We start from the raw sequence: 26,433 nt of genomic DNA, 5'->3' as shown, positions 1-26,433 counted from the left end.
TAAAAAATCTTATCAACCAGTTTACATCATAATACTGAAAATTAGTGGTAACACAAAGGCCGTAAAAATACCGTTTATGCATAGACCAAGCGTGGCCATTGCGGCAACGTCTTCTCCCATATGAATAGCTTTTGCAGTACCCACCGCATGGGCAACCGTTCCTAATGCAATCCCTTGAGCTACTGGGCTTGTCACATTGAACAACGTAAACATTGTGTTAGACAGCACAGCGCCGACAATACCCGTTACTATCACAAACACAGCTGCAAGTGGAGCTATGCCACCTATTTGCGCACTCGCCTCCATGGCAAGTGGCGTGGTAATAGATTTAGCTAACATAGTAAGTTGTAACGCTATAGGGGTGTTTAAAATATAAAGGGTAATCCAAGCCGTGAGAGGCGCAATAATGCCGCCAATCGCTATGCTGATAAACAGCCTCCACCCGTATTTTTTTAAACTTTGCCATTGCTTGAATATAGGTATTGCCAATGCCACCGTTACCGGGCCTAACAGCCAATGCAAAAAGGAAACGGATTGCTGGTAACGAGGAACGTTCACCTGCGTAAGCACTAGAAGAAGTGCCACTAATGCCGCAGTGACCACAAGGGGATGTAACGCAGGATGCCCACTAAAATAAACATTTACTTTAAGGCTAACAAAATAGCAAAGTAGCGTTACCGACACCCAAAACAAGCCACTTAATGTAAAAGTATTCGCTAACGCATCTATCATTTTAAGCTATCGCCGGTCTTTCGAGTCAGAGCGTATAACATTACCTTCCCCCATCAATTTACCGGCAAACCAGCCCGTTAGCCCAAGACACAATGCCGTAGTGCCCACAATAGCAACGAACAAGGCCACGCTATTTGATGTAATATCATTCCAGTAAAGACTCACGCCAAGCACTGCAGGTACAAATAATACCGACATATGCTTGAGAAAAGGCAAAGCAACTAGTGTGGTGGATTTTTCGAGGTTGGGAACAAAAAATAACACGGCTAACAAAATTACCAAGCCAAGCAAGGGACCGGGAATGGGCAAGCTCAGCTGATGAGATAAAAACATGCCGCAATAGTACGACAGTAAAATCATAACGCCGCCAATCATCCTACTTTTTACTTGCACCCTGTTCCCCTAGTGTTTACTTGTTTTTATGGCTACTTGGATACCTAGCTTGATATCAGGCAAAAAAAAGGCTGGATTCACCAGCCTGCCACTTTCAATCAGTCTTTGGAGATCAAAAGAAACTGTCTTGGTGGATTTTAATAAACATACTCGTACCAATTTTCGAATAGTCTATTTTGTATTCTTTTCCATTTAGCGTTTGTATAAACACCAATGTTTTTTCATCGCCAAAAACGTCACTCGTAGTTACATCGACAAGTTCCATGTCCATCATTTTGGCTTCACGCTTGTTATCAGGTACTTTTCCTTCGAATTGCTTTATACCTTTATAAGTAACGAGTATTGGTGGATTGTCATCACCATTTGTCACTAGTAAATCTAGCTTTCTAATTTTGTGAATGATGGTGTTTCGGCCACTTGTGATAAAGGCTTTTTCTGTCATTTTTGTCTCCGCGACAGCGCACCTGCTGTATAAGGCAATGCAATGTTAAATAATTATTATAAGTTTACCACTGTTTACACGCGTAGCACATAAGCAGTAATTTCATACTTTTGACTAAAGTATAAACATAAAAGCAAGAAAACAGGCAAATTATTGCGAAATTATCACCATTCATAAAATATTATATTCAGCTGCTATCTCATTAATATCAATTGAGCATTAACGCGATTTACTGCCACTTAATCCACGGGCGATTCACTAGGTTGTGTATTAGTTTGTCGCACGGGGCTGATTCAGGAGATGCAAACTTGCAATCCGGCGCTTCATTAATGTCTATTTGAGCAAATATATTCGACACAGAAATATCAATATCTAAATCGGTATCAAGCTGTGTCATGGGCAAAATAAATTCCACCCTATTGGTAAAAGCACACTTTTCGACCTTGTTGCTATCGTCGTTGGAAAACTCACACCCTGCATTACCTAAATGATAGGACCAAGTTGCTTTTTCATCATTGACTTTTGAAAGGTCTAACTTCAAAAACATATGCCCATTAAGTGCGTCTGCGAACATAGACTCATCATTCAAAGGTACTGGTTGAACATTAACGTCTGCATGATTTTGTTCAAACGGAAGGCCCATGGTAAACCGCAGGTTTGTTGATAGCTTTAATAACTCCTCAGAAACATCGAGCACAATTTTGCTATTTGCGTCGCTAGGCTCGCTACATGCAGAGTGAAATTTCAACAGCGCTGTTTGCGGTGTTTGCCAGTGGCTTTGCTTGAACTTTACTCGCTGCCACTTTCCATCTACTCGCACTTCAGGGTTGCTAAGATAAAAGCCAAAGTAGTCGATATTCCACCTATTATTGGCCGCGCTCAGTATAATTGGACAAGCGTCGGTCTCAACCCCAACCAAGTTAAAGGGAATTTCGCCAGCCTCTCGCCCTTTAAATTTGCTTATATCACAGCCGCTTAATGCCAACATAGTAGTTAGAAAAAGTGCAAGTGCATTGCTAGAGCGAAGGTATGTGTTCATGCGAGTCTGTTGTTCCTGTAAATGAGAGCGTAACAATGAGTAGACGGTATTGATGGGGTAAAGTTTAAAAAGCCTGCAAAATATTTCAATAGTACTCCCTTTGTGCACCTTTAACAGGAGGCGGTCAAGAAAGACTAGGTATAAAAAACCTAAAGCGGCAGTTTAGTTAGCAACTCTCAAGATTAACCCTAAGTACCTAGACTTAAGTAACTAGGCTTAAGCCCCTTGACTTAAATTTAGGATATTTTTATGCCGGCTCTTAGAATGTGAACAAAAATAAAGCAAACAATTCATAAAGCTATCGCCAAGGCGTGACAAGCCAAATAAAACTGCTTATACTTGCGGTCGCTTGGAATTGCGGATGCAGAGATTAGCTATAAAGCCTAAGTCAATAACCGTAATAACAACGCAGCGCAAGACAATCAGTTCAAAATGGCCCCATAGCTCAGTTGGTTAGAGCATCCGACTCATAATAAGTTGCGCTGGTCATTTAGAAAGAGATAAAATAGATTAAATACAATAGGTTACTAAAGAGTAAAAGCTGACTCGAAAATCATGTAAGCCTGTTGTAAGTAAAATAAAAAGTTTTCGGCCCCATAGCTCAGTTGGTTAGAGCATCCGACTCATAATCGGCAGGTCCCCTGTTCAAGTCAGGGTGGGGCCACCATATAAAGCCTCGCAGTACAAAGCCTGCGGGGCTTTTTCGATCTTGGCACCCTATAATATTTATACGCTTACATTAGCTTACATGACAACCAATCTATACTAATGTTTGAATATAAATTTGGGGTGTATTAACCTTCAGTATAAGGCGCTCACGAGCGCAATTAATCTTTATCTACAAGGAAGAATAATGAAAAAGGTTTTTGCTTCACTTTTTATCTCAATTGCAACTTTGTCTGGTTGTGCCACTTCAAATTACTCTGTTGGTACGGACTTCTCCGTTGAAAAAGCATCTGAAATTGTTAGGGGTGAAACTACGACACCACAGTTAGTAAGTCTCTTAGGAGAGCCCTATTCCAAAAATGTAATTTCTCAAAGCCAAGAAAAGTGGATGTACTTCTATTCCGCTGGTACTGCAAAAGCACAAAGTTATATTGTGTCCACAGATGTGAAAATGACAGGTACGCAGAAGACTTTGGACGTACTCATTGAGGACGGTATTGTGGTTAACTACACGCTCTCTCAGAACAACAATCCAGGAACAATGTCAGTTAACTAGAGCTTTAATAAACAAATTATTACTTCAATAATGAAAAAAGGACTTCTAATGAAAATAATACTAGCAGCACTTTTCACAATAACTCTTTGCGCCTGTTCAAGCACCATTCCAACTAATCAAGAAGACATTTCCAATCAGGTAATAGTAGAAAGAGATGATTTTAAACAGCAGACTTGGATTAGAACTCCGTTGTATCTCAGCAGACAAGGCTTTACAGATACATTTCCTGTTCAGCTAAGTTTTAGATCTCTTTATAAAGGGGATAAAAGAGCTTTCATTCAGCTCTACGTCAGTTCAAGTAATGTAGATTGGGGCTTCTATCATTCAGCAAATGGTCAAGACGGTTATTCTTTTGAATTTGATGAAATAGACAATGAAGTTTCAGCAAACACGGGGATGGTCACAACTGAGGAGGTCTTTGGTTTGATTGTGCCTTACACATATCTTGAGAAAATGGCATCAACAGACTGGAAGATAAAGGTTTACGGCAAACGAAATGAAGGTGTGTTTCAAGTCCCTGCATCACTGTCTAAAGCGTTTTTGGAAAAGTTAAATTGTTATGAACAAAAAACTTGCTAGAATTTGCATTTAATTTATGGGTATGCTGAGTTCATATATTACAGGCTCACCAGTCTTAACATTAGCCTTGAGGTGAGCTTGCATAGGAGCAGCAAGTAGTTCCCACTCCTCAAGTGACTTCCTGACAGGAAAAAGAGCATAAGGCTTGTTTAAGTTCTTATGCTGCTGATTCTCAAGTGCTGCAATTCGTTGCAGCACTTTTGTTTTAGCACTATACCGCATTGCCTTTACTCGTGGAGCAAATATCAGCAAGCATACATAGCATTTCTACACGCTGGTTGTGGTAAGGATGGCGAGCTGCAATAAAACTAGCAATTCCCAGTTCTGGTTCCATAAAACTGGCAAGCTCATTTGCAGGTACATCACAGCGAATACAAGTAGCTGGAATATTCTTATCACTGTAATCGAATAACTTTTCTATGTCTTCTGCCACTACCAACTTAAACTCACCCTGCCCTGTTTGAAGAAATAGACAGCGCACTGTACGCAGATGCTTATCGTGCGGCCAAAACATTTGACCACAATCATCATAAAACTTAGTCAACCGAAAGCAGTCCTCTGGTGCATATCTGTATAAGAGAGGTGCAAACTCTTTCATATGATTCGTAGGGATGATGAAACGTTCTTCTATGTTTATCTTAGACATTGGCATTCCCCTCCAAAGCAGCTAAACGATCCTCAATATCTTCAAGGTGGCGGATTTCACCAAGCGCCCCAATTATCTGAATTATTCGCTGCGCACTGTCAGGTGACAATACCCCTTTGGAGGTTGCCGCTAACACTTGCTCCGTTTGTTCAGCAAGAGAAGCAGCGGTATCGAGCTCGAACTCAACCTTTTCGCTCTGGGCTGCTAATGTGGGTAATACCCGCGAAATAATTAATTGTGCAGCTTGCACATCACCTTGCTTTGCTTTTGCAACCACTGCTTCAACTATATCCGAAGCATCGGTTAACATGCTTTCGGTAATCTTAGCTCTTCGGTCTACTATTCCTTTTGGACGACCTTTAGGATTAGGCGACTTCATTCCTTTCACCCAAGCTTTATTTCCACTTACAGCTGGCTCTGACATAATTCCCCCTCTTGATAAGATCAACACTAGATCAGGCTTGGTTTTCTTCGTGGTCTTTAATAATAAGGGCGCGTCGTGTTGCACTTTCTTCGTTGCGTAACTTGGCAATTAAGTCAAAGTTAGCGCCAATAGCTTTTTCGGTTTGGAGCATCACAAGTGGGCCTCTACTCTCAATAATAGAAAGTGCCGACTTCATAACTTTTACGCGTTTAACTAGCTCGGGGTTAGTGGTCTCGTGTAGCTTGCGTTTGTAGTTCTCACGTTCTTCTGTGGTAATCCCAGACAAAAATGCTGGTGCATCAATTATTGCAGTCACTACATCGTAATTCTTTTCTGCGAATAGCTTTTGCACTAATTCAGCTCTTGCAGTTGTGTCCAAAGTTTTAATGTGCGATCTAATCTCTTGGGCAAGTGCAGGGGTAGTTTTGCTTAGTGACTCGCTTATTGCCTGCTCGACACTTTTGATACCAGATTCAAGATTAGTTCTTGCGCGATCAAATACAGGCAAAACCCTGTCCATATTCTTTTCACCAAACTCAGCAAGTTCTAAGAGCTTCTTTTCTTTTGACCACGCAGAATTGTCATTAACTTTTGTTCGCGCACCATGTACCGCGCCAAGAGATTTATAAGCTAACTCTAGCGCAGCCTTAGCGCTTTCAACGTAGCCTGCGGTTGTGTCGTCATACCCATCAATCGAAGTAATATTCTGAGGGTGTAGTGAAGGAGTGATGTTTGAATTGATTTCCATTTTGTATTCCTCGCTGTTTCGAAAAAAAGAAGCAAGGAACACGTGAAAAACAGTGTGGTTACGCTTGTTATCAGTATTTAACAAATACACGTTACCCTAAAACAAAAAACATCTACAAATTTTTTATTTAAGTAACAATAACCTATCTCTAAAGATTAAAATTAAAGCACACTACTACCAATAAGTAGGGCAAAACTTTAACGCCCTTAAAGGTTTGATGTAACAGAATTAACCACACCTGATTGGTGCGTTAAAACAGGGGCGTTATATAGGGTTAACGCACCAACGCACCCTTGGGTGCTGTGCGTTTGGCTGTGCTCGTTAGGGGCGTTGTAAATCGCTTAACGCACCTTAACGCCCCCAACGCACTAACGCCCTAGTTTAAAACCATCATTACCTGAATCAGAGATCTTACCTTTGTTTTTAAGCCTTTTTATAGAACTTCTTAAGCGAGCTTGAGGGATTTTAATGAGCTGTTTTAAATCACCTTTTTCAAGTCTATTTTGACTTACTTGATTTCCAGCTTTTAGCTGACATTCAATAACACCGAAAACATGCTTATCATCTTCTTCGTTTATATCCTCTAATTTATCTCCAATGTCAGGTCCAGCCACTACGCATGATGTAATAGGCTCACCATCTTCATCATGCCCTAACAGCACTGTGGTTAATTGAAATGGTCTGCCTATACCGTCTTTACCATCTTTTGACTTCGTGACTTCCCAATAGCATCTTCCATCAGCATTTTTAGTCACCTTAATAGCGCAATCCAAAGCCCCAAGCAAACCTGACCAGCCTCGCAGGCCCCTTTTGTCGTCCTTGCCACTGTGGTGAACTAGAATGATTAATCCGCCAACCTCCTGCTGGATCTTTGTAACTTCGCCTATTAACTTGCCCATTCCCTCGCTTGAGTTCTCATCCACCCCAGGCGCACTTGCCGCTAAAGTATCTAGACAAATAACACCATTTGTTAATAAATGCTCTCTCAATACGTAACCGATCATTTTAGACCGTTCTTGACCGCCTGACTAAGATCGAGTTTAGCAACGCTAACCGCAGTTACTATGCCAGCCGGCACCTTGTGATGCGTCTTGCCATTGTTGTTAGCAATGAGCACCGTTTTTCTATTTTTCTTAAGTAACGTGCCGGTGATAGTTTTGCCATCATGAGCATACTGCACTTTCATGCCTGGGCGCAGTTTAGCAAGCGCTTCTCTATCTTGTTTTGCTCGTAATTCATCAATGCGGTTAACGACCGCTTCATTGAGTATATACAATTGGTCGAGAGTGAGTTGGCTAATATCGATGGTCGTTTTCGTTTCTTTTTCGGTCATAGCGTCTTCACTTTTCTATGTCTGAGCGCAGGCGTTTATCAGCGAACAGTGCTTTCCAGCGTCTAGGGGTTAAGTCGATGATGTCTTTGGCTGGATGTTGCGATACGCGTTGCAGTACATCGACTAGGTAGTGGTATGGATTGATGTTGTGTAATTTGCAGGTCACGGTGAGTGTATGCAAGGCACCAAGCTGTTTTGCGCCCAACTCACTCCAGCAGAACAAATGGTTCTTCTTACCCATAGGGATAACGCGTAAGGCCCTTTCTAAATGATTAGTGTCGATATTCACTTGTGCGTGCGTCAGGTAAGTCTTTAACTCATGATGACGGTCATAGGCATAAGCTAAGGCTTTGCTTAACGGATCTTTAGGTAATAATTCTGGGCGTTGGCGTTGCTCGTATAGCCAATGAAACAGAGCATTGATGACAGGCTCGCTGTGTTTGAGGCGATATTGCACGGTATCCTCGGCATTAAGCGCGTGTTTTCGTATGTGTGCTTCCACTTTATACAGCTTTTGTATTTCAGCCAAGGCGTATTGTGCCTCTTTAGGATGATAATCCAATGCTTTTTCGAAGTAGCGGCGCGTATGCGCCCAACAGGCTGCATGGGTGATGTGTTGGCCTTGGCTGTTTAGCGTATCAATGATTTGGCTATACACCGCATAACCATCGCTTAGCAAGGTGCCATTAAAGCCAGTGAGTTGCGCAATCGCATGTTGTTTGCCGCGAGAAGATGACCAGGTAAAGGCCACTTCATCTTGCTCACCATAAATGGGCCAGAAGTAGGTTTGTTTCATGGTGTTATGTTTGCGGCGAGTCGAGGCTTGTCGACCCGCCTTCATCGGCGTTTCATCCATGCTGATGTTGCCCCCACTCAGTATATTACTCAGCACTGCTTGTGCGATAGGGATAACTAAATCAATGCTTTGACTGACGTAGTTGATTAAGCTCGCCCGCGATAAAGTCACACCCGATTGCAGCATACGTAAATGCTGTCGGTGAAGGGGTAAATGGAATACGGCTTTATCAACCATGAGGCCCGCTAATAGTGATACATCCGCATACGCCCCTTCTAACACATTATCGGGAGTTGAGGGGGACAACATGTTGCCCGTTTCTTTGCTTTTAAAGACTTTTTTGCGATAAATTAAGACTTGGTAGCTACCTGGCAGTTGCGCTAAGCGATGGGTCTCTTTCGTGCCAATAATTTCATACTTATCAGCATCCTCACCTTCAAGCTCGGGGCAAGGCACATCAATCACTTTTGTGGGCACGTCATCAGTAAAGCGAAGGCCGGTATCATTGACGTTATTGTCATCTTTTTGTTTAGTGGAGCGGGCATAGCCTTTGACGGCTTTTTTAGGTGCTGGCGGTAAATCTTCATTCGTCGCTTGGCCAAACAACTGCGTTTGGTCAGAATTCTCTACTATGTGCTTTTCTGACTTACGCCCAAACAACTGACGCTTAAACCAGTCGACTTGTTGTTGCAACTGCGCGGCGTGTGCTTGTGACTCAGCCAGTTTTGCACACACATTAGCATATTCTTCTTGTGGAATATGAGGTGTGTTTTGTGGCAAATCGGCAGCGCTTTTCATGCGGCTAAGTATAGCAAATTCAGCTACTTAAGTCGCATGTTTTGTTTGCCTTTTTGCCAATAAACACCATCAATCAAACACTGTAACTGCGCGGTGTTCAGGGCGATTTTATGCCCATTACCTGACACTTTACCGAAGGTGCCCCGCTCCAATCTTTTCGACCATAAACAGTAACCGCCTTGATGGTAATACAGCACTTTTATCATGGTGCGTTTGCGGTTCACAAACACAAACCAATCGCCGAGCTGTGCTTGCATCTGCAACTGATTGTTCACCAACGCCGCTAAGCCGTCGAACTGCTTGCGCATATCGGCAATACCAAGATATAACCATATTTTAGCGCTACTTGCTGTTAGCATTAACCATCTCTACTCATGTTCAGCACCACACCGTTTGGTAGCGTTAACTCGATTTGCCATTGGCGCATGGCTGGCCGATGTGAGGTCATGCTGTCAATGGGCAGCCATTGCGGTGATGTCTGCGGCAACGACAAAGCTTGACGTTTTTTGCGTTGCAAATAAAAAGTGGACTGGTTAATGTGGTGCGTGTGGCAAAACTGCGCGATGGTCATATCGCTGGCTTCTTGCGCATCGATAAGTTGCTGCCATTCTTGAGAGCTTCGTCTAGTCATTGATATTTTCTCCTATATTAATCAATGATTAGATTTTAGGGGCTTAGCTTAAGAATAAAAGAGCGGTCTATTTTGACCGCTTACCTCAATACAGCAACAAAGTCCTTCCTGTCATTGTCTTCTAGTAGGTTAATGGCTGGGGCTTCAACGAACTTAATGCTTTTAAGTGGTCGGTAGTGTTTTGTGAAAGCCTGCGCTCGTTGTGGTATACCGCCCATCCCTTCAAAAGCAACGTAAGCAACATTACATTCTTTTGTTTTTCGGCCAAACCAATAGTCACCAGCGGCCACATGAGCTAATAAGTCCAACACGAGGAATGATTTACCTGCACTGGGCGCTCCGTAGATTGAGACCAATCCACTTTCAGGCAATATGCCTTTGACTAACCACTTCAACGATGGACGCTTGGCTAATTCTTGTGGTGAATAGACCTTAATACGGCTTCTTCGCTTAGCTTTCCAGTTTCTTATTATTGCCTCAGCATTTTGCTTTCCATGTTCAATAGCTTTCCTACTCTCCTGACTTTCCTTTGCCTGATTCAACCTTACTCTCAGGATAGTTCTAGGGAGATAATCTGCACGTTTAGCTTTATCGCGCTTACCAAGTTCTGATAATAAAAATAGCCGCTTAAGCTGCTCATTATTAGGAGTGTAAAAAGCTAGCATTTGAAGTAATGATATATCAGCAGAACTGTGATCTTGATGGCCTATCTTCTCCCAATTTGCATTCCAATGATTAATAAACTTGTCTTTATTTTCAGAGTTAAATGCCTTCTGAAGTATTTCAACATCTGATTGTACTTGTGGCTGATCTGGTGGCAGCTCAACCTCCTCTTTTTCTGGCGACATCTGATAGTACAAACTTGCAAGTAATTGTTGCCTATCCTCGATGGGTAAATTCTTTTCGATGTTGCCAGTGCATACAATAAAACGTTCAGATGAATAAACTTCTACTCCGTCTTTTTTACGTCCTTGCTCTACATTTCCCTTCAGCCAAATATGATATCCATTTCCACTTACTGACCTTTCTGTGAAACTGGCGAATTCATTAACGATTTTATGAACTCGGTTTTTATGCTCATCGGAGCTATTAGCTTTTATATCTAGATCTATACATGTGAATGGATCGAGCTTAGAAAGCACATACCCCATGCCCAAACCGTACTCTAAAGCTTTGGCATAGACCGCATCGAATGTAGACCAAGTTCTAGGATCAATGGTGCTCGCATTCGTCTTATTAAGCTGAAGAGGGCGTTTATCATCCCCAGCTAAACACCACTGGGCTCTATTACGTAGTTCCTGCGGGATTTTAAGAAATTGTTCGTGCTGTACGCTGGCTGTGGCTGCGCTTTCACTTTCGCCATCCCTATTGTATTGCTGGCTGCCGATCTCTGCATGTACAGCTTTTGTGGGATCCCACGTATTATCTTGTTTGTAATTAGTTTCATCATTATTGTTTAACATGAATCACTCCAAAGCGCTTTGTCTAACCCACGATGGGCACAGCGCTTTTTTTTTTGAATGAGTTACAGGTGAATTACTTGTTGATGCGAGAGCATTCAAATGCGTATGAAAAACTTCTAATTTTCTCGGTGAACGCCCATTACAACTAGTAAGGCGTTCTAATAGGATTGGTCACCAAAACGAGAGGTTCTTTCTCGGCGTGTTTGTTCCATATAAGCCTCTAATTCCTGCAAGCTATATCGAACTGATTTGCCGAATTTATGAAATGCTGGACCACGCTTAATGTGTCGCCACTGGTTCAGAGTATTAGGAGAAAGCCCAAGGAGCTCGGCTGCTTGTTGAGTATTAACTGTGGTTATAGTTTGAGTTGTCATGGGGTTGCCTATATTCACTTGCCGCAAGCCCAAAAACAAAAAAGGCAATGCAGCGAATTCGATTATGAACTCCGCGACACTGCCCATGCAGATCTTACCTCTTTGAAGCGAATCACCGGAGTGACAAAGCATCACGCTCACTTTCAAAGAGTTGGAATGGTGTGTTACCTATATTAGGTAACTGCGTATTAAGTTATACAATTTTATATTCATTTGCAAAGAGAATTATTTCACCATTTGCACAACATTATCAGCTTTAGCTGCCGACTCAGCTATTTGGGCTAAACGAAGTACAAAGTCACCAACTTTATTCACCTCTTGAATCAACACTTTCGGGTCTTTGTTATTACCGTAATGCAGAGCATGAACATCTCCGGATATATGGTTAAGCAATATCCGACGCCTATCTGAATCCACACCTGACCTTACCGTAAGTTCTTGAAAGGTTCTACGTATTGCATGAGAAGGAATATGACATCCCGAAATCTCTGAAACTCTGACCAATAAAGCACGGGGATCTTTGAGATAACCATTTTTGCCACGCTTAGCAGGAAAGACATAGGGGTTATTAGACAATTTTTGAGATTCTCGTCTTAACAATACTTTCCAGAGCTCTCTGCTAATTGGGAGAGTAATAGGATTATGGTTCTTCGTGACATTCAAATGAAAAGTTGGAACGTCGTCATGCAATTTCACTCTGTCCCAAGTGAGCTGATTTGCTTCGCTGATACGTGTACCAGTTAAGAGCATAAACATAATGAGGTCAGCACTGGTGCAAGTCGTAGCGATGTTTCTTTCTGGGTCTGCATAAGCGTTCAGAGCTAACCACACCTCCCCTATTTTATCTTCTGGAATCCTTGTATCTCGTTTTGTCTCCTTGTTCCATTCTGCAAGACCATTAGATTTGATTGCTTGTGACACGGGGTTTGGGTTCAGTATGGTGTAGCTTCCATCAGGAGCGGTGTACTTCTCTCTAGCCCAATTTAACAAGGCACGTAAGTTTCTAAATACTAGATTCGCTTGTGTTGGGGCTTTTTTAGAAATATTCCTGAAACGTTCAATTACTGCATCTCGGGTAATATTTGCCACTGGTTTGCTTGCCCAGTCTGAAAACTCATTCTTAACGCAGCTCTCGATGCCTTTAATAGATGCTGGGCGTAGAGGCATGCCCTTCGTTCTTTTGTTTTTCACATAGTCGTCTTTAATTTCAGCCAAGGTGACGGTTTCAGCTTCGCTCACATTCTGCCGCTTCTTTTTCTCTTCTAAAGGATTTACTCCTTTGCGCATAGATGCTCTTGTAGAGCTAGCTTCTTCCCTTGCTTCTTTATAATCAAGCTCATCTAGCAACCCTAATGTGAAGCGCTTCGACTTTCCATTAACGTAACCTTGAACGATCCAACTTCTTGCGCCATTAGCTGTTACACGTAAGCCAAGACCACTTTGCTTTTCGTCCCAATAGATTGCCTGCCCTTTTTCGGGGATAGGGAAACTAGCTGCTCTAGTATCAGTGATGTTGTATTTCTTACTCATATGTAACCCCCTAATTTGTGGTTAGGAGTTAGCTGCTCTGAAATAACTAAAAGATGAGTTAGAATTGCCATATCGGCGGTTCTCCTATGTCTATCGTCGATCATGCGGTCGGGACTGTTGCAGCAGTCGCCGGCCGCTTCTGTTTACTTACACCAGAGACTCATGTACGCCCCGTGTAAGTATTTTTATTATAAAGACATATTAGAACGCATTACTACATATAAAAATAAGACACTGAATTTAATGGGGTTTATAAAGACAAAGAATTACATATAAGTTCAAATAACCACAACGCAACTTACTCATAATCGGCAGGTCCCCTGTTCAAGTCAGGGTGGGGCCACCATTTTTTCTCGCTTCCCACGTAAGTAACTACTAATATTTTTGAAATAGCCATTCTTATGTAGCTAGTATGTAGCAAGTGCGCAGTAAAGCTGGGACAAATTACTTTTGCATTCCATTAGCGTAGTTTGTACGTATGGGTTTTATCTAATAAGCCGATTTTTAATAGTTTCGACTATGTTTCATTATTTCTTCAATCTCCTTATTAAATGAGAATTCAGTAAAAGTTTGTGATTTGGTTTGCCGAATTACTTGGTTTAAAGAGCCTAAAGGGTTTGAAAGTTTTAGGCTCCAAAACTACTAATCCTAAAAATGTTGTTACAGCGTGATATGAATTTGGCCCATTATCTCTAACGTTTCTTCTATAGCTTTAATGATACGCTGATAGTGTTTAACATCAGCAATAGTAAGCTCCTGCCCCTTTCTATCTTTCAACCACTTTTGTAGAGGCTGATAACCGCCGATGTAAAAGTTCCAAATTCTTTCATTGACATTTGAAAAGTACTGACCTTCATTTATCCAAACCTTTTCATCTGAATAAGATCCTTTCCCTGTCGTCTCTATAATATTATGACCCACCCCTTCGAATGGGTGATTACTGGTCTTGAGAACTTCGGCATTTAACAAATGAAGTTTACGAAGTTCTCTCCCTTGCCTAAGGCGTGTTGATCTTTCGTGATTAGTTTTTGAACAGCATGGTAAAGAGTTATAATTTGCTTCGCCAAAAGTAAAAGAACAACTCACTACAATGCCAAGACTAATGCTAACTGATAAGCGGTGGCAAAAGCTACTTCAAGTAATGAAGAGCACTGGCCGCATTTACAACAAACCAGAACATAGAATGACGTTTGAAGGGATATTATTCCGGCTGAGAACCGGTATTCCTTGGCGTGATTTACCGGCAGAATTTGGCAGATGGAGCGCCGTTTATCGCCGATTCAATTTATGGTCAAAGAAAGGTTTATTGAATATGTTATTCAATGAGTTAGCTAAACTAGCTGATTACGATTGGGTCTTTGCTGACGGTTCAATTATTAAAGCTCATCAGCATAGTACCGGAGCTGCTACTACTGATAATGAATGCATTGGAAAGAGCCGAGGTGGTAACTCAACAAAAATTCATCTAGCCGTGGATAGTGGCGGGCTCCCCATATATTTTGAACTGTCAGAAGGCCAGAGAAATGATATCGCTCGCGCTCAAAGTCTAGTTGATCACTTAAGAGAAGTTAACATTTTCGTCGGCGACAAAGGGTACGATAGTGATACTTTGAGGAAATATATTGAAGCTAAAGGTGGTGCTTCAGTCATACCCAAACGAAACTATGGTCAGGATATAGATAAAGACAGCGTTGATTGGTGTCTCTATAAATATCGTCACCTTGTTGAAAACGCCTTTGCTCGAATAAAGCATTATCGTTCAATATCAACGAGGTATGAAAAATTAGCAAGGAATTATGCCAGCATGGTATCACTGGCATTTTCAATGATGTGGCTACCCATGTACTGCTGAGTGAAATATGTACAGCAAAGATCAACAGACCCTAGAAACAGCCCAAAATTCATTAGCATTTGCTGGCCAAGGGATTTTGGGGAAATTAGATTTTAGAAACTCGTCGAACGAACTTCGATATTTTGGGCAATACAGAACTCCGTAGATGTAATCAAAAGTATCTAACTCATCGGGAGTATTGTTTTCACCATCCGCTGCTATTTTTCGTAGTTGAGAATACAAATCTGTATCAAAGTTAACTTGGCGTTCACCTTCTCCTTCTGGATATACATATAGCGGAAAATTCATTGCATTTGAACCAGTAGTTGCGGAGAAATAAATCGCCTCACTTGGGAGGTCAGTTACGAATGCATGCGCGAACTCTTTATCTTTGTGAGCTTTTGTAGTCAACAATCCAATGTTATCGCCTCTGATGTAATGTGACATCACATCAGCCACTGGCCAGCCGACCAAACCTCTAGATCTACCAGAATAGAACATGAACCTTTGGTCAAATATGCGATACCCCACTTTCTGAATGGGTATGTTTGAAATATTTTCCTCTATATCTTTTTTTGCCCACTCATACCGCCAATCCCGAACATCTGGCTTTAATTTATATTTAGTCCTAAGGTCTTGCTCGCTAAGTCTTATAAAATCTTGTACGACTTTTCTAACACCATCTGCATTTTTATGAATATTTAAGCCATCTCGCTTGGTAACAATCCCATTTCCATGTAAAGGCATAAATTCGTTCAAAGAAACCCCCTTTTCATAGGACTCATAGGTAGACCAATCTTGTTGCAGAAATTGGTAGAGAGGGGGCTTGGTATCGATCTTTTTGAAAATTTCACTACTTAAGGTACATTGATCTAATGCTGAATATTTACTTGCTCTGGAGCCCCATAAATCCCCTTTATAGACCTCTGCAAGTTCATTGGTATTTTCTTTTTTCTTAACAGCGATGATGATTGCGACACCTTGCATAATATCAAATACATTTTTGTCACTTACTCCGTTTGGAGCTGCTTCTTTTCTTTTAGCATTTCCATGTAAATCAAGAATCCAAATTTTTTCGAATGTTTTTAATAAATGCCAGCGCATCCCGCGAAATGTAGGGTTGTCTAAATATCCATGGTTGGAGATAAAGCCCAAAATGCCTTCTTCATTTTTCTCTATGAGGCTAGATGACATCCGCATGAACTTTACATACATATCATTTAGCCATTTCGAATTTTTTTCTTTTAATTTTTCCGTCCCTCCAGGCTCTTTCTTATAGTCTTCCATTAACTTTTCTAGCCAGGGGCTTGCTTTACTGCTTTCTCCCAAATAAGGCGGATTTCCTACCACGCACATAATAGGCATATCATTCTTTATCGTATTAGCTAATTTAGCTTCATCTGCTAACCAATTCATAAAAGGCAGTTCATAATTTGGAGGCGCCCCCTCTTCAAGCGAATTTGTCAAATAAACAGATTGACGAGGCGCTGAACTGGTAGGTCGATAACCTAGTTCTCTTAATATCATTTCAAGCTTTAAATGGCACATTGCATATGATGCCATTAATAGTTCAAAACCATGAACTCTAGGAATCAAGTCTCTCTCAATGTAGCTACTCCATAAACTTGGTGCGAAATCCTTAATCCTTGGTGCTATTGTTTTAATGACTTCAGCCAAGAAGGTTCCTGTTCCACAACACGGGTCATATATTTTGCCTTTATACGGCTCTAGCATGTCACTGATAAGTGTTACTACCGATTTGGGCGTAAAGAACTCGCCACCGCCTTTTCCTTCGTTAGCTGCAAACTTACCTAAGAAATACTCGTAAACACGGCCTACGAGGTCCTCTTCGCTCATATCGCATTCATTAGCAACAGTGTTGATGTTGTTAATAGTATCAATAAGGGCGGCGAGCTTACTTACGTCTAACGATAAGCGAGAAAAGTAGTTATCTGGCAATGCACCTTTCAATGTTGTGTTCGTTTTCTCAACGGTATGCAAAGCCGTATCGATTTTTACCGCAATGTCATCCTGTTTAGCCTGCTTTTGAATTGTCGACCAGCGTGCTTCTTCTGGTAAGTAGAACACATTATCTTTGGTGTAGAATTCAACCATATCGACATAGTCACCCATCCCTTCAGCTTGAAGCTTCTCTCGTTGCGCTTCGAACTTGTCGCTGATGAATTTAAGGAAGATAAGACTGAGCACGATATGTTTGTACTCTGCTGATTCAACGCTGCCACGCAGTTTGTTGGCTGCGTCCCATAACGCCTCTTCAAATACGATTTCTTTTTTGTTGTTCGAGGACTTTTTAGTCGCTTTACTCATTTACTGTGTCCGTATCTTAATTCTGTTTGCGTTAGTGCAAGCTTCTGCTTTCTGCCCCAACGGCGATTTTGGTTGATAATTTAAGGAGTAACTTTGCCATCTCTTTTTCTGGCCATATGTAATCTTTCTTCCTTTTTACTCCGCAAGGTCTATGATTTAAATCCGCGCTGTATCGGTAAGCGCATATATCTACAACCGATGCTTTGTTGTAATGCAACCCGTAATCAATATCTTGAACCACTTGGTTCATCGTACCTTGTACAGAACGATTGCAGATTGTATCGAACGTGAGTGGTTGGTAATTCGTCGCAGCGACATTAACGAGCTCAGGCGGCATATCACTTTTCAACAAGGTGTTAATAAACACATCGTTAAAATGCCAATCGAGGTTTGCGAAATCTTTCTTGGTTAAGCAGGGGATAAACAACGTGAAGCGCGTTGTATCATGCACCGCTATTATGCATTGCCTACGTTGAATTGTGACAATATTTGCATGCCAGTTTAACCAGTGCGCCTGCGTGCCGATAGCGGACGTTGACGGCTCGGCAATCTTTACGCTTTCCGGTAGCTTGTTATAAAGCTTCTTGGTGCAGTGGAGTATCATTTCACACCTTTAAAGCTCTCAGCTCTCGGAAGCATGTTGAAGGATAATAGGAAGTAACTCAAAGAATAAACTAAACTGTGTTGCATTTGAAAAGACCGTCCTTGTCTGTGCCATCTATAAGAGGATACGGCATCTTGCGAAATTTTGCACATAGAGAAATTTGATGAGCTATTACCTGACAGCTTACTATCTATTGGGTACGGAGCTAAGGCGTTTGATATAAACGCGGTAAATAGTTGGTTGAAAACAATCTAATAAGCAAAAGGGCCCTTATAGGCGCCCTCCAGATTAAACGCTTTATCTTCATATGCTCAGTTAGCTTACAGATACTGTGTGTACGAAAAAAGTTCGCAGTGGGTACGAAAAAGGTTCTGTTTGTGTACGAGAAAAGTTTGAAATCAACTTATCCACATACCAAAAATGTTTTGTTTGTGTATCAAAAGTGTTTCACCTTCTCTGAATGCCCTAATTCACGTGGGATACAGCCAGCCGCTATTAGTTATCTTTTAGTTTTTATTTATTTATCTATTACTGGACGTTACTGTATGTGCATAAGTATCGGTTGCAAATCACGAGATGACTGAAGAAGAAAAGCGTATAGAACAAGAAGCCATTAAGTTTGCTAAGAAGAATCGTACTGCAATTGCAAACGAATTGACTGACAGAGAAAGATACCCTCCTGAAGATGAACCTGTATCTGTCTTCATGGCAGGCTCTCCTGGCGCAGGGAAAACTGAAACCTCCAAAGAGTTTCTGCAAGAAGTCGAGGCTACCAACGTCATTCGATTAGATCCTGACGAATTGCGTCACTATTTCGAACAATATACGGGAGACAATTCATTCCTATTCCAAAGAGCGGTCTCCTCTATTGTAGAACGGACTCTAGACAATGCGTTTAAGCGTAAGCAATCATTTTTGCTTGATGGAACGTTATCAAATTACGCTATAGCCGAGAAAAACATTAAACGGGCTATTGATCGAGGTCGCGAAGTTCTCGTATTGTTTGTATACCAGTCCCCAGAGTTAGCATGGAAGTTTGTTCAATCCAGAGAACAAGTCGAAGGTAGAAGGATTAATCCTGAAATATTTGTAGAGCAATTTTTGGAATCTCAAGCGGTAGTACGGAAACTAAAGCAGCAATTTGGTGGTCAGATAAAAATAGATCTATTGTTAAAGGACAACGAGGGGGGTACTCGTATGTACCACGCCAACATTCAGGCGGTAGAAAATCATGTTAAGCAAAAATTTACTCGCGAGACGCTTACTACCCTGATACAATCGCAACCCGCTCATTAATTGGGCAACCAAATGGGAGAATGATGATGTTTGCCAGATTTAAAAACGGCCAGACAACCAAATACAACTCCAGCTTGTCTGAGTTCGTCCGCAACGCCGACTCGTCTAAAAAGAAAAAGGTATACAGCCGTGTTATTGATAGAGCTGTAGAATCTCAGAATTCAGTAGTAAAGCAGGCTGAGCTACTACAAACTCGCTAATATTCGAGGGAGCCAGAAACTCCCTCTATTGCTTTGTCTTTTTTATGCTAATAAAGCTGACATCAGTTCAAGTCGCTGTTCCTTGCTTAAGTTTGCTAACTGTTTCGTAAGTTGTCCTAACGAACTTTCGTCACTACAGCTTTTAACTCCAGCGTATTCCGATAGTCTTTCACATATCCTATCTGCTGGCTCTCTTAATTCCTCCGCTGTCAAAACCGTATAACCCGCAGTAACATCACTTCTGCTTGTTTTGTGATTAAGCAGCCGTTTTAAAGTGTAAGTCCCGACTCCAATCGTTTCAGCAACCGAACAAAACGTACGGCGAAGATCATGAAGCGTGAAGGAAACCGCAGCTCGTTCGTTCATCTGTTTAATTATCTTCTTAGGCTCCACCACTCTGCCATGATGGTTGTCAGCACCAAAAACAAACCCCGAAACGCGGTACTCAGCTCTTCTTTTAAGGATTTCCTCAAGCGGTTTGGTAATTGGCAGTTCAAGCCCATGACCATTCTTTGTATCGTCTAAGCAGAATAACTGGTCGTCAAAAAATACGTTTTTCCATTCCAGCTCAAGTAATTCTGTTTTACGCAGTCCTGTAAACGCCATAAATTCGACAAAATCACACACTGTCGCAGTAAGATCTTGTCGGTAAACCATGGCTTCATCACGCATCTCATTAACTGCCGTAAGGAATGGTTTTAACTGTGAGGGGCGAAGTCGTGTCTGCTTGCGGGCTACGTTGTTCCAGCAACGTTTTTCCGACAAAATAGTAACAGGATTATGAGGACATAAAGTTCTACCGTCTGAGGATTTATACTCAGCTCTGGCGAAGTTAAAAAGCGCTCTGAGCGTTCTCATAGCTAAGTCGGCCTGTGCAGGGCTGCGCTTAGTCAGTTCGCAGTGCCGACGATAGATGCGGGTTTCTGTGAGGTCAGCCAAACGCTTCTTAGCCCAATCATCGAAATAGCAGTCCATGACCTGCTCGTAGCCACGTAACGTAGTTTCTTTAAGCTTTCTGGAGAGTTTATAGCTCTCGTAAACCGTCTCCAATGTGACTGAGGCGGCCCTGAAGTGACGCTTGCTATCGTTGGGGTTGATTCCATCAGCAATATCCGCCGTGGCCTTCCTGGCTTGTTTACGAGCCTGCTCTAGGGGAATGGATGGAAAAGAGACGATAGTGACCGACAATGGCTTCTGTGTGCCAGGAAGCTTCCTGTATACCCGAATGTTTTCTTACCTGCTGAAAGAACATCAATGATGAGACCTGGCATTTGAGCGTCGTAATATCGAGCCCGTTTGTCCGAGCCTGATAGTTTCTCGATGGCCTGTTCTGTAAATCTGAATTTTGTTGCTGACATACTGTGCTACCTCTGTGCTACTTTGAGCGCAAAATCTAATGCGCTGAATTGCTTAAAAAATTAAGCAACAGAGATAACAAAACCTCAATAACCTACTGATTTATATGCAACAATAAGTAATTAACAGGTAAATAAAGTAACTATCGGTAAACGCTCGGTTTGAGTCTCATAATCGGCAGGCCCCCTGTTCAAGTCAGGGTGGGGCCACCATTTTTTGTTTCAAACCTCAGTAAACGCCATCAGCTATAAGCCTGAACGAACACTTCATCAACTAACGTAGTCAACAAATAACACGCGACTATTATTGCTAAATTAAAAGTTGCACGAATCGCCCATGAAAATCCAGCGTAATTGAAACGCAGCTTACTTGTTACTAAAACCGCTACCCCCATTACTGAAAACCACGGTGTAAAAAAGAATACAAGACGCCATTTAATCAATGTAACGGCTAGATCGTGAAGTGCCCCGCTTACGGCGAATGTCGTTAAAATAGCTAGCCACTGCGGTAACCACTTTGATAACGGTCGCATGACATAAAGCGATAAATAATAGCTCCATATCGGGTTCCAATATCGCCAAAAATTGCCAAAGGTACTGGCCCCTAACGAGCGTGAAAGCATATTTTGCAAAGAGTCAGAATCACCTAGCCCTACACCGGTTCTTTTCTTCACATACTGATTTAGTCTAATCGTCAAAATACGTCTCTTTGTAGATATAGCAAACATTAGCGAGATGTTGGCAACCTAACCGCTTTGTACTTCACTATAAGTGCGCCTGTCTCTATAAGCACTTTATTTCTGCTCATGTTGCTGCTCTTGTTGCTGCTCTTGATGCTGCTCTTGATGCTGCTCTTGCTGAAAGTTAATTGCAGCAATAGGAAACGGAATAACAATACCTTCTTCGTCAAAACGCTTTTTAAGCAATTTAATAAATGCACTTTTGATAAAGAAGCGGTTAAAGTATTCACGAGTGCGCAGCATTACGGTTAAGTTAATACTCGAACTATCGAAGGTATGAAAAAGCACAAACGGCTCGTAAGTATCTACTCCGTACTCATGAGTACGCAAGGTATGTTTGGCTACTTCTAAACATACTTTTTCTACGTGCTCTAAGTCAGAACTATAATGCACGCCCACTTCTACAGGTACCGATAATTCCCGCTCGGGATAGTAATAATTAATCAGCTTTGAATTAGACAGCTTGCTGTTTGGCACAATAACAATATTGTTGGGCAACATTCTTACCCATGTAGAGCGCCAGCCAATTTTTTCTACAAAACCCTGCTCTTTCGAGTCGAGCTCTATAAAGTCGCCAATTCGTATGGGTTTATCCATAACCAGTTGAATACCCGAAAAGAAGTTTTCAAGGGTAGGCTGCAGCGCTAGCGCCACCGCCAGAGAAGTAATACCCAGTGATGCCACTATGGGGGTTATAGAAATGCCCATAGCGCTTAAAATAATGAGGATAGCTAGCACAGCTAATAGTGCCCGAAGCGCGCCACCGGCAATAGCGCTGGTATTTTTTACTAGAGATGATTGGTCTTTGTAGCGGCGAAGGGAATAAGTAGAAAAACGTTCTAGGAAAAGGAACAGCGTAATGATAATACTCGACTCAATAACCACGTTGAGTATGGTAAGTGTTCGTTCATCGTCTAACTGAAAAACAGATACAACACTTTTTACGAGCAATAGAAATATCACCCAAATAGTTAGGCTTAAGGGGGCGTTTAACGATAAAACGAGCACGCGATACATGCCCGACATACTGCTAGTTTCAGAACGTGCTTTTTCTTTCAAGCGCACCAAAACAAGGCGTTTTATCAAAAAAAGAACCACAACAGCCAACAGTAAGCCGCCAACGGCTACTAGCTGTTTTTGATCTAAACCCGCTGAGATATCCACGTAACTGTATTCCTCTTCATGCTTTAAGCCGTTATAAACCCTGGCTGCTTTAAACGCAGAAGCCTGACTTTTGCCAAGCAAATACGGGTAATTCAACGGATTACTAACAAAGAGGCTGCAAAACCTGCACCAGAGTTAATGAAATTGCAGGTTATTTTTTTGCACTATAGACGCAATCGCTTCGTCTTTTGGAAAGCTCACTAGCGCTTTAGACGCCACTTTTTTAGCCAGTTCTCGCCTATTATATTCTAACAATGCAAGCAGATAATTGTGCACAAAAGGTCGTTGTTCATAGGCAATATCATACCCTTTACTAAACCACTGTAATGCCCTTTCATCGCCCTTTTCAAAGTAATAATTAGCAATGAGGAAAAAGCTGAGCCACTCGCTGGGCCATTGCTTCGTTGCGGTTTTCAATACGTTCAGAGCTACCTCTGCGTTACCCACTTTAAGCATGTCGTAGGCGGCATTGATATAGGTAAACGGCTCCATGGCTGCACTAGCAACACCCGGCGGTACAGGTGCTAAAAACCAGTAATTCCCTCTTGCCCATGTTTTTTCAAACAAGGCCAAAGACATCTCGTGACGCTCTGTCACTCCTGTATGTAATGTAACCGTGCCTTTTTCTTTGTTGTGACCAATCACAACAGCATAGTGCCACTGCGGCAATAACTGAATGGATAAATTTTGGAACACAATGACCGGTATATTGTCGTTAATCATTTCAATAATTGACGTCAGCGTTCCCCGTGACGAATAAGGCAAAAAACCGTAAGAGCGCGCTGCGCTGATCATCTCTAGCTGCAAACTTCCCTGCTTGTCCGGTATGAAAATTTTGGGCGCAATATCTTCGGGTGGAATGTCTACATCATAAAATCCGAACACTTCAGATAATGTCGTCGGCCCGCAATAAAACTGCTGCTGAGGGTAAAAAGGGACGTTTTCTATTTCATGAGTTGGAGGGAGTGATGCAAACCCTACTTGCTTAAGTTTGTCTGCCTGAGGAGAAGATTGGCACGCTGTTAGCAATGTGGTGAGCAATAAAAAGCCTGCTATCGCGCCTGTCTTGTCGAACACTTTTAAACATAATAATTAGTTGCTAATAGGGCGGATAAAAGGATAAACGTCTGTCACGCCAGCGAGATCTAAAATAGCAATAACCGCTAAAACGGTCAGTACCGCACCTACAATACCGCCAGCTGGCGCTTGATTAATTTCATCATTAAGCTGAGCAATTTCGCTGTCAGTCATTCCGTTGATACGAGCAATAGCGTCGTCGCTACTCACTCCTAAGCTCACTAGCTTATTTTGTACGTCTTCTCTACTCACCATTTCAATTAACTGGCTTTTGTTGTACTGAGCATATTGGGCCTGCATGACACTGTCAGAACTAATAGCCTCTGCCTGAACGTGACCTGCTACCATTACAAGCATACTTAAGCATGCGACCAACACCTTAGAAATCGATTTCATAGCGAACATCCTTACTTGGTTAATATTAACTTTTCGTAACTTTTTACATTCCCCTTCAAACATCGGTTCATATAATATTTTTCTAATTTTTTATGCTATTGAATTGCTGCTCACAAGAACATGTGCAGCTAATGTAAATTAAGGTACTATTTACAATGAATTAAGTAGCGGAGATAACCTCGTGTCGAGAATGAACTATCATCATTTGTACTATTTTTGGCGCGTCGCGAATACGGGTAATCTAACCCAGGTTGCAAACGAAATTCACCTTTCTCAATCGGCTATTTCTGCTCAGCTAAAGCAGTTTCAACAACACCTTGGCATTGAGTTGCTTACACGCAAGGGACGTTCGCTAATTTTAACCCCTGAAGGGAAACAAGTACTCTCCTATGCAGATGAAATATTTTCTAAGGGTGAAGAATTAGAAAGCCTTATCAACAAGGGGTTACCCACTCAGCTAAGGCATGTTTCTATTGGGGTATTATCGAATTTGTCTCGAAATTTTGTTGAGAGTTTTACGCTGCCGCTTATCAACGACAAGTTCGCCACATTCTCGTTACAAACTGGCAGTTTAGAAAACTTGCTCGATGGATTATCAAGCTTTAAATTCGACATTATTCTCACCAACCATAATGTCGAATTAGGTCAACAAAACGCTATTTGGCATAGTGAGCTGGTTTCTCGGCAGGCCATTGAAATTATTGGCCCATCAAAACCTCAGCGCACTCGTAAGTTTCCAAATAGTTACGGAGATGCTACTTGGGTTCTGCCCTCTCAAAACAGTGAAATTCGTTCGGCATTCAGTATTGCCTGTGCGAAATTTCAATACACTCCCAAGATAAAGGCAGAAACAAACGACATGGCAATGCTGCGACTGCTAGCTCGTGATAGTGGTGCATTCTCTGTTATGCCCGAAGTAGTCGTGCGAGATGAAATTGCCAACGGGCTTTTACATATTCAACAAAGCCTGCCTGATGCTTATGAACATTTTTATGCCGTTACATTGGCTAAAAAGAAGGTCTCTCCTCATGTTCAACAGCTTATTGAACAGACAAAAAGCTAAGCGTTGATGCTTTAGCTCGCAGCCACTCTACTCACCCGGTTATTTAACGCCAACCAAGCATCGGTGTTGGGTAACGCTTCAATAAAAACACAAGTCAGCCCTTTTTTATCTATTTGATGCAGCGCGTCATAAAAACTTTGACTAAACTCGGCTGGTGTTGAAGGTAGCTGAATATGGTTATCTTGCATTACAGAAAGCGACATGGGCGAAAAAGATATCACCCCTTCTTCAAAAGAGAATGTTTTACTTGCAAGTTCTGTACGTGACAGTAATTTTACCGGCGTATTTGGCTGATAATGCTGCAAAACACTTCCTGGCACAGTAACGCCGCCATCATTTTTGTACTTAACATCGCACCCTAACACTACTGACAAACTGTGATGGTCGATAGGTCCTGGCCTAAGTATTAGTGGCGTGTCTGTTGTCACATCAATTATTGTCGATTCAATCCCTACTTCAGCCTTACCGCCGTCTACTACAGCAGAAATTCTTCCATTGAGTGACGCTAAAACATGCTCGGCATTGGTGGGGCTAATAAATTTATACTTATTTGCCGAAGGCGCAGCTAGCCCGCAGCCAGATGATGCTATTAGGGCTAAAAAGTCATCACTTGAGGGCATACGTAATACAACAGTATCTTGCCCGCCAGTTACCGTATCACTCACCCAAGGCTGCTTTTTTAGTAACAATGACAAAGGGCCAGGCCAATAATGCTTTGCCAAAAGATATGCTCGCTCAGGAATGTCTCGGGCCCACTTCTCCATATCGTCAATACTGGCAATATGAACAATGAGAGGGTTACTTGCTGGGCGTCCTTTGGCTTTAAATATTGCTTTTACCGCATTTTCATTCGACGCATCGGCGGCCAAACCATATACAGTCTCGGTTTTTACGGCAACGCATTCTCCACTTTGAATAAGGCTCACCGCCCGCGGTAAATCATTTGGAAACGTAAGAATAGAGGTGTTTGTTTGCATACTGCTGAGTACTTAATAAGTGGTATACGTTTTTAGTTGGCTATTGGTGAGTATGATCTACTCCGCAAAACGTAAAATAAAATTCAATTTTTAAAACTTAAACATTAATGAAATAGAACTATTAAAACCTGAAATTAAATATAAATTATAAAATTCAATGCAATAAGGAATTTAATTTTTTAACAAACATAAAAAATAGAACTAATAACAAAAATATATCTATTTTTTAGATATTTAAAACCATGCTTTACT

General features: G+C 41.7%; 29 protein-coding genes, 1 tRNA gene and 2 pseudogenes. 6 read left to right on the top strand and 26 right to left on the bottom strand.

Features of this window, described 5'->3' with window-relative positions; all coding sequences use genetic code 11:
• Window positions 1–21: 21 nt before the first annotated feature.
• The 4 genes from CW735_RS04350 to CW735_RS04335 all read right to left on the bottom strand — a co-directional run bounded on the left by CW735_RS04350 (window position 22) and on the right by CW735_RS04335 (window position 2,606).
• On the bottom strand, window positions 22–732 hold the full coding sequence (locus CW735_RS04350; protein WP_071978785.1) for an LrgB family protein: 711 nt from the start codon (window positions 730–732) through the stop codon (window positions 22–24).
• A 6-nt stretch (window positions 733–738) separates the two neighbouring features.
• Entirely contained in the window at window positions 739–1,125 is a 387-nt protein-coding gene (locus CW735_RS04345) for a CidA/LrgA family protein (protein ID WP_232230570.1), read from the bottom strand.
• Between the two features lie 112 nt (window positions 1,126–1,237).
• A complete protein-coding gene (locus CW735_RS04340) occupies window positions 1,238–1,567 on the bottom strand; it encodes a hypothetical protein (protein WP_071978783.1) in 330 nt (109 codons plus the stop codon).
• Window positions 1,568–1,796: 229 nt separating this feature from the next.
• Window positions 1,797–2,606 carry an MbnP family protein gene (locus tag CW735_RS04335; protein ID WP_071978782.1) on the bottom strand — a complete coding sequence of 270 codons (810 nt, stop codon included), beginning with the start codon at window positions 2,604–2,606 and terminating at the stop codon, window positions 1,797–1,799.
• A 590-nt stretch (window positions 2,607–3,196) separates the two neighbouring features.
• Here CW735_RS04335 and CW735_RS04330 point away from each other — a divergent pair.
• From CW735_RS04330 to CW735_RS04320, 3 genes are all read left to right on the top strand, one after another.
• A tRNA-Ile gene (locus CW735_RS04330) sits at window positions 3,197–3,273 on the top strand.
• A gap of 186 nt (window positions 3,274–3,459) precedes the next feature.
• Window positions 3,460–3,828 carry a hypothetical protein gene (locus tag CW735_RS04325; protein WP_100971080.1) on the top strand — a complete coding sequence of 123 codons (369 nt, stop codon included), beginning with the start codon at window positions 3,460–3,462 and terminating at the stop codon, window positions 3,826–3,828.
• Window positions 3,829–3,876: 48 nt separating this feature from the next.
• On the top strand, window positions 3,877–4,407 hold the full coding sequence (locus CW735_RS04320) for a hypothetical protein (protein ID WP_100971078.1): 531 nt from the start codon (window positions 3,877–3,879) through the stop codon (window positions 4,405–4,407).
• A gap of 211 nt (window positions 4,408–4,618) precedes the next feature.
• Here the strand turns inward: CW735_RS04320 and CW735_RS04310 are convergent, their stop codons facing one another.
• The 12 genes from CW735_RS04310 to CW735_RS04255 all read right to left on the bottom strand — a co-directional run bounded on the left by CW735_RS04310 (window position 4,619) and on the right by CW735_RS04255 (window position 14,236).
• Window positions 4,619–5,053: a hypothetical protein gene (locus tag CW735_RS04310; protein WP_100971074.1), complete on the bottom strand. Its 435-nt coding sequence runs from the start codon at window positions 5,051–5,053 to the stop codon at window positions 4,619–4,621.
• Window positions 5,046–5,477 (bottom strand): DUF5681 domain-containing protein, encoded by a 432-nt coding sequence (locus tag CW735_RS04305; protein WP_100971072.1) that lies wholly within the window; start codon window positions 5,475–5,477, stop codon window positions 5,046–5,048. Before CW735_RS04305 ends, CW735_RS04310 begins: the two co-directional genes overlap by 8 nt.
• A 31-nt stretch (window positions 5,478–5,508) precedes the next feature.
• Window positions 5,509–6,225, bottom strand: a complete 717-nt coding sequence (locus CW735_RS04300; RefSeq protein ID WP_100971070.1) for a hypothetical protein — start codon at window positions 6,223–6,225, stop codon at window positions 5,509–5,511.
• Window positions 6,226–6,593: 368 nt separating this feature from the next.
• The gene (locus CW735_RS04295; protein ID WP_100971068.1) at window positions 6,594–7,229 is read right to left on the bottom strand and encodes an AAA family ATPase; all 636 of its coding nucleotides are present in this window, start codon (window positions 7,227–7,229) and stop codon (window positions 6,594–6,596) included.
• Window positions 7,226–7,558 carry a hypothetical protein gene (locus CW735_RS04290; protein ID WP_100970760.1) on the bottom strand — a complete coding sequence of 111 codons (333 nt, stop codon included), beginning with the start codon at window positions 7,556–7,558 and terminating at the stop codon, window positions 7,226–7,228. The genes CW735_RS04295 and CW735_RS04290 overlap by 4 nt, the downstream gene beginning before the upstream one ends.
• Window positions 7,559–7,565: 7 nt before the next feature.
• Entirely contained in the window at window positions 7,566–9,152 is a 1,587-nt protein-coding gene (gene tnpC / locus CW735_RS04285) for an IS66 family transposase (protein ID WP_198520977.1), read from the bottom strand.
• A gap of 23 nt (window positions 9,153–9,175) precedes the next feature.
• A complete protein-coding gene (tnpB, locus tag CW735_RS04280) occupies window positions 9,176–9,511 on the bottom strand; it encodes an IS66 family insertion sequence element accessory protein TnpB (protein WP_100970759.1) in 336 nt (111 codons plus the stop codon).
• Window positions 9,511–9,783, bottom strand: a complete 273-nt coding sequence (tnpA, locus tag CW735_RS04275) for an IS66 family insertion sequence element accessory protein TnpA (protein WP_100970758.1) — start codon at window positions 9,781–9,783, stop codon at window positions 9,511–9,513. Before tnpA ends, tnpB begins: the two co-directional genes overlap by 1 nt.
• Window positions 9,784–9,863: 80 nt before the next feature.
• The gene (locus CW735_RS04270) at window positions 9,864–11,246 is read right to left on the bottom strand and encodes an AAA family ATPase (protein WP_100971066.1); all 1,383 of its coding nucleotides are present in this window, start codon (window positions 11,244–11,246) and stop codon (window positions 9,864–9,866) included.
• A gap of 158 nt (window positions 11,247–11,404) precedes the next feature.
• A complete protein-coding gene (locus CW735_RS04265; RefSeq protein ID WP_100973171.1) occupies window positions 11,405–11,620 on the bottom strand; it encodes a helix-turn-helix domain-containing protein in 216 nt (71 codons plus the stop codon).
• A 225-nt stretch (window positions 11,621–11,845) separates the two neighbouring features.
• Window positions 11,846–13,150: a tyrosine-type recombinase/integrase gene (locus CW735_RS04260; RefSeq protein WP_100971064.1), complete on the bottom strand. Its 1,305-nt coding sequence runs from the start codon at window positions 13,148–13,150 to the stop codon at window positions 11,846–11,848.
• Window positions 13,151–13,810: 660 nt separating this feature from the next.
• Window positions 13,811–14,236, bottom strand: a complete 426-nt coding sequence (locus CW735_RS04255) for a type ISP restriction/modification enzyme (protein ID WP_157812644.1) — start codon at window positions 14,234–14,236, stop codon at window positions 13,811–13,813.
• Window positions 14,237–14,240: 4 nt separating this feature from the next.
• On the opposite strand from CW735_RS04255, the gene CW735_RS04250 reads away from it, so the two are divergent.
• Entirely contained in the window at window positions 14,241–15,002 is a 762-nt protein-coding gene (locus CW735_RS04250) for an IS5 family transposase (RefSeq protein ID WP_100970740.1), read from the top strand.
• Window positions 15,003–15,023: 21 nt separating this feature from the next.
• Here the strand turns inward: CW735_RS04250 and CW735_RS20090 are convergent.
• The 3 genes and pseudogenes from CW735_RS20090 to CW735_RS04240 all read right to left on the bottom strand — a co-directional run.
• Window positions 15,024–15,674, bottom strand: a pseudogene (locus tag CW735_RS20090) (type ISP restriction/modification enzyme); the annotation flags it as partial.
• 420 nt (window positions 15,675–16,094) lie between these two features.
• A pseudogene (locus tag CW735_RS20085) lies at window positions 16,095–17,309 on the bottom strand (type I restriction-modification system subunit M); the annotation flags it as partial.
• Between the two features lie 31 nt (window positions 17,310–17,340).
• Window positions 17,341–17,913: a DUF6933 domain-containing protein gene (locus CW735_RS04240; RefSeq protein WP_100971060.1), complete on the bottom strand. Its 573-nt coding sequence runs from the start codon at window positions 17,911–17,913 to the stop codon at window positions 17,341–17,343.
• A gap of 576 nt (window positions 17,914–18,489) precedes the next feature.
• On the opposite strand from CW735_RS04240, the gene CW735_RS04235 reads away from it, so the two are divergent.
• Window positions 18,490–19,209, top strand: coding sequence for a zeta toxin family protein (locus tag CW735_RS04235; RefSeq protein WP_100971059.1), 720 nt, complete (start codon window positions 18,490–18,492; stop codon window positions 19,207–19,209).
• 242 nt (window positions 19,210–19,451) lie between these two features.
• On the opposite strand, the gene CW735_RS04230 is transcribed toward CW735_RS04235, so the two are convergent.
• The 6 genes from CW735_RS04230 to CW735_RS04210 all read right to left on the bottom strand — a co-directional run bounded on the left by CW735_RS04230 (window position 19,452) and on the right by CW735_RS04210 (window position 24,141).
• A complete protein-coding gene (locus tag CW735_RS04230; protein ID WP_232368363.1) occupies window positions 19,452–20,597 on the bottom strand; it encodes a tyrosine-type recombinase/integrase in 1,146 nt (381 codons plus the stop codon).
• Window positions 20,558–20,767: a hypothetical protein gene (locus CW735_RS19845; RefSeq protein WP_232368362.1), complete on the bottom strand. Its 210-nt coding sequence runs from the start codon at window positions 20,765–20,767 to the stop codon at window positions 20,558–20,560. Before CW735_RS19845 ends, CW735_RS04230 begins: the two co-directional genes overlap by 40 nt.
• Before the next feature lie 239 nt (window positions 20,768–21,006).
• Window positions 21,007–21,462: an acyltransferase gene (locus CW735_RS04225; RefSeq protein WP_232368361.1), complete on the bottom strand. Its 456-nt coding sequence runs from the start codon at window positions 21,460–21,462 to the stop codon at window positions 21,007–21,009.
• 96 nt (window positions 21,463–21,558) lie between these two features.
• Entirely contained in the window at window positions 21,559–22,668 is a 1,110-nt protein-coding gene (locus CW735_RS04220; RefSeq protein WP_100973170.1) for a mechanosensitive ion channel family protein, read from the bottom strand.
• Window positions 22,669–22,803: 135 nt separating this feature from the next.
• Window positions 22,804–23,745, bottom strand: coding sequence for a PA2778 family cysteine peptidase (locus tag CW735_RS04215; protein WP_100971055.1), 942 nt, complete (start codon window positions 23,743–23,745; stop codon window positions 22,804–22,806).
• Window positions 23,746–23,760: 15 nt separating this feature from the next.
• A complete protein-coding gene (locus CW735_RS04210) occupies window positions 23,761–24,141 on the bottom strand; it encodes a PA2779 family protein (protein ID WP_100971053.1) in 381 nt (126 codons plus the stop codon).
• 190 nt (window positions 24,142–24,331) lie between these two features.
• On the opposite strand from CW735_RS04210, the gene CW735_RS04205 reads away from it, so the two are divergent.
• Entirely contained in the window at window positions 24,332–25,204 is an 873-nt protein-coding gene (locus CW735_RS04205; protein ID WP_203565627.1) for a LysR family transcriptional regulator, read from the top strand.
• Window positions 25,205–25,215: 11 nt separating this feature from the next.
• Here the strand turns inward: CW735_RS04205 and CW735_RS04200 are convergent, their stop codons facing one another.
• Window positions 25,216–26,181: an L-threonylcarbamoyladenylate synthase gene (locus tag CW735_RS04200; protein ID WP_100971049.1), complete on the bottom strand. Its 966-nt coding sequence runs from the start codon at window positions 26,179–26,181 to the stop codon at window positions 25,216–25,218.
• Between the last annotated feature and the right edge of the window lie 252 nt (window positions 26,182–26,433).

This window comes from Alteromonas sp. MB-3u-76, from assembly GCF_002831605.1.
Lineage (GTDB): Bacteria > Pseudomonadota > Gammaproteobacteria > Enterobacterales > Alteromonadaceae > Alteromonas > Alteromonas hispanica.
The sequence above is the reverse complement of the archived record's forward strand: the minus strand, read 5'-3'. Positions and strand labels throughout refer to the sequence as shown.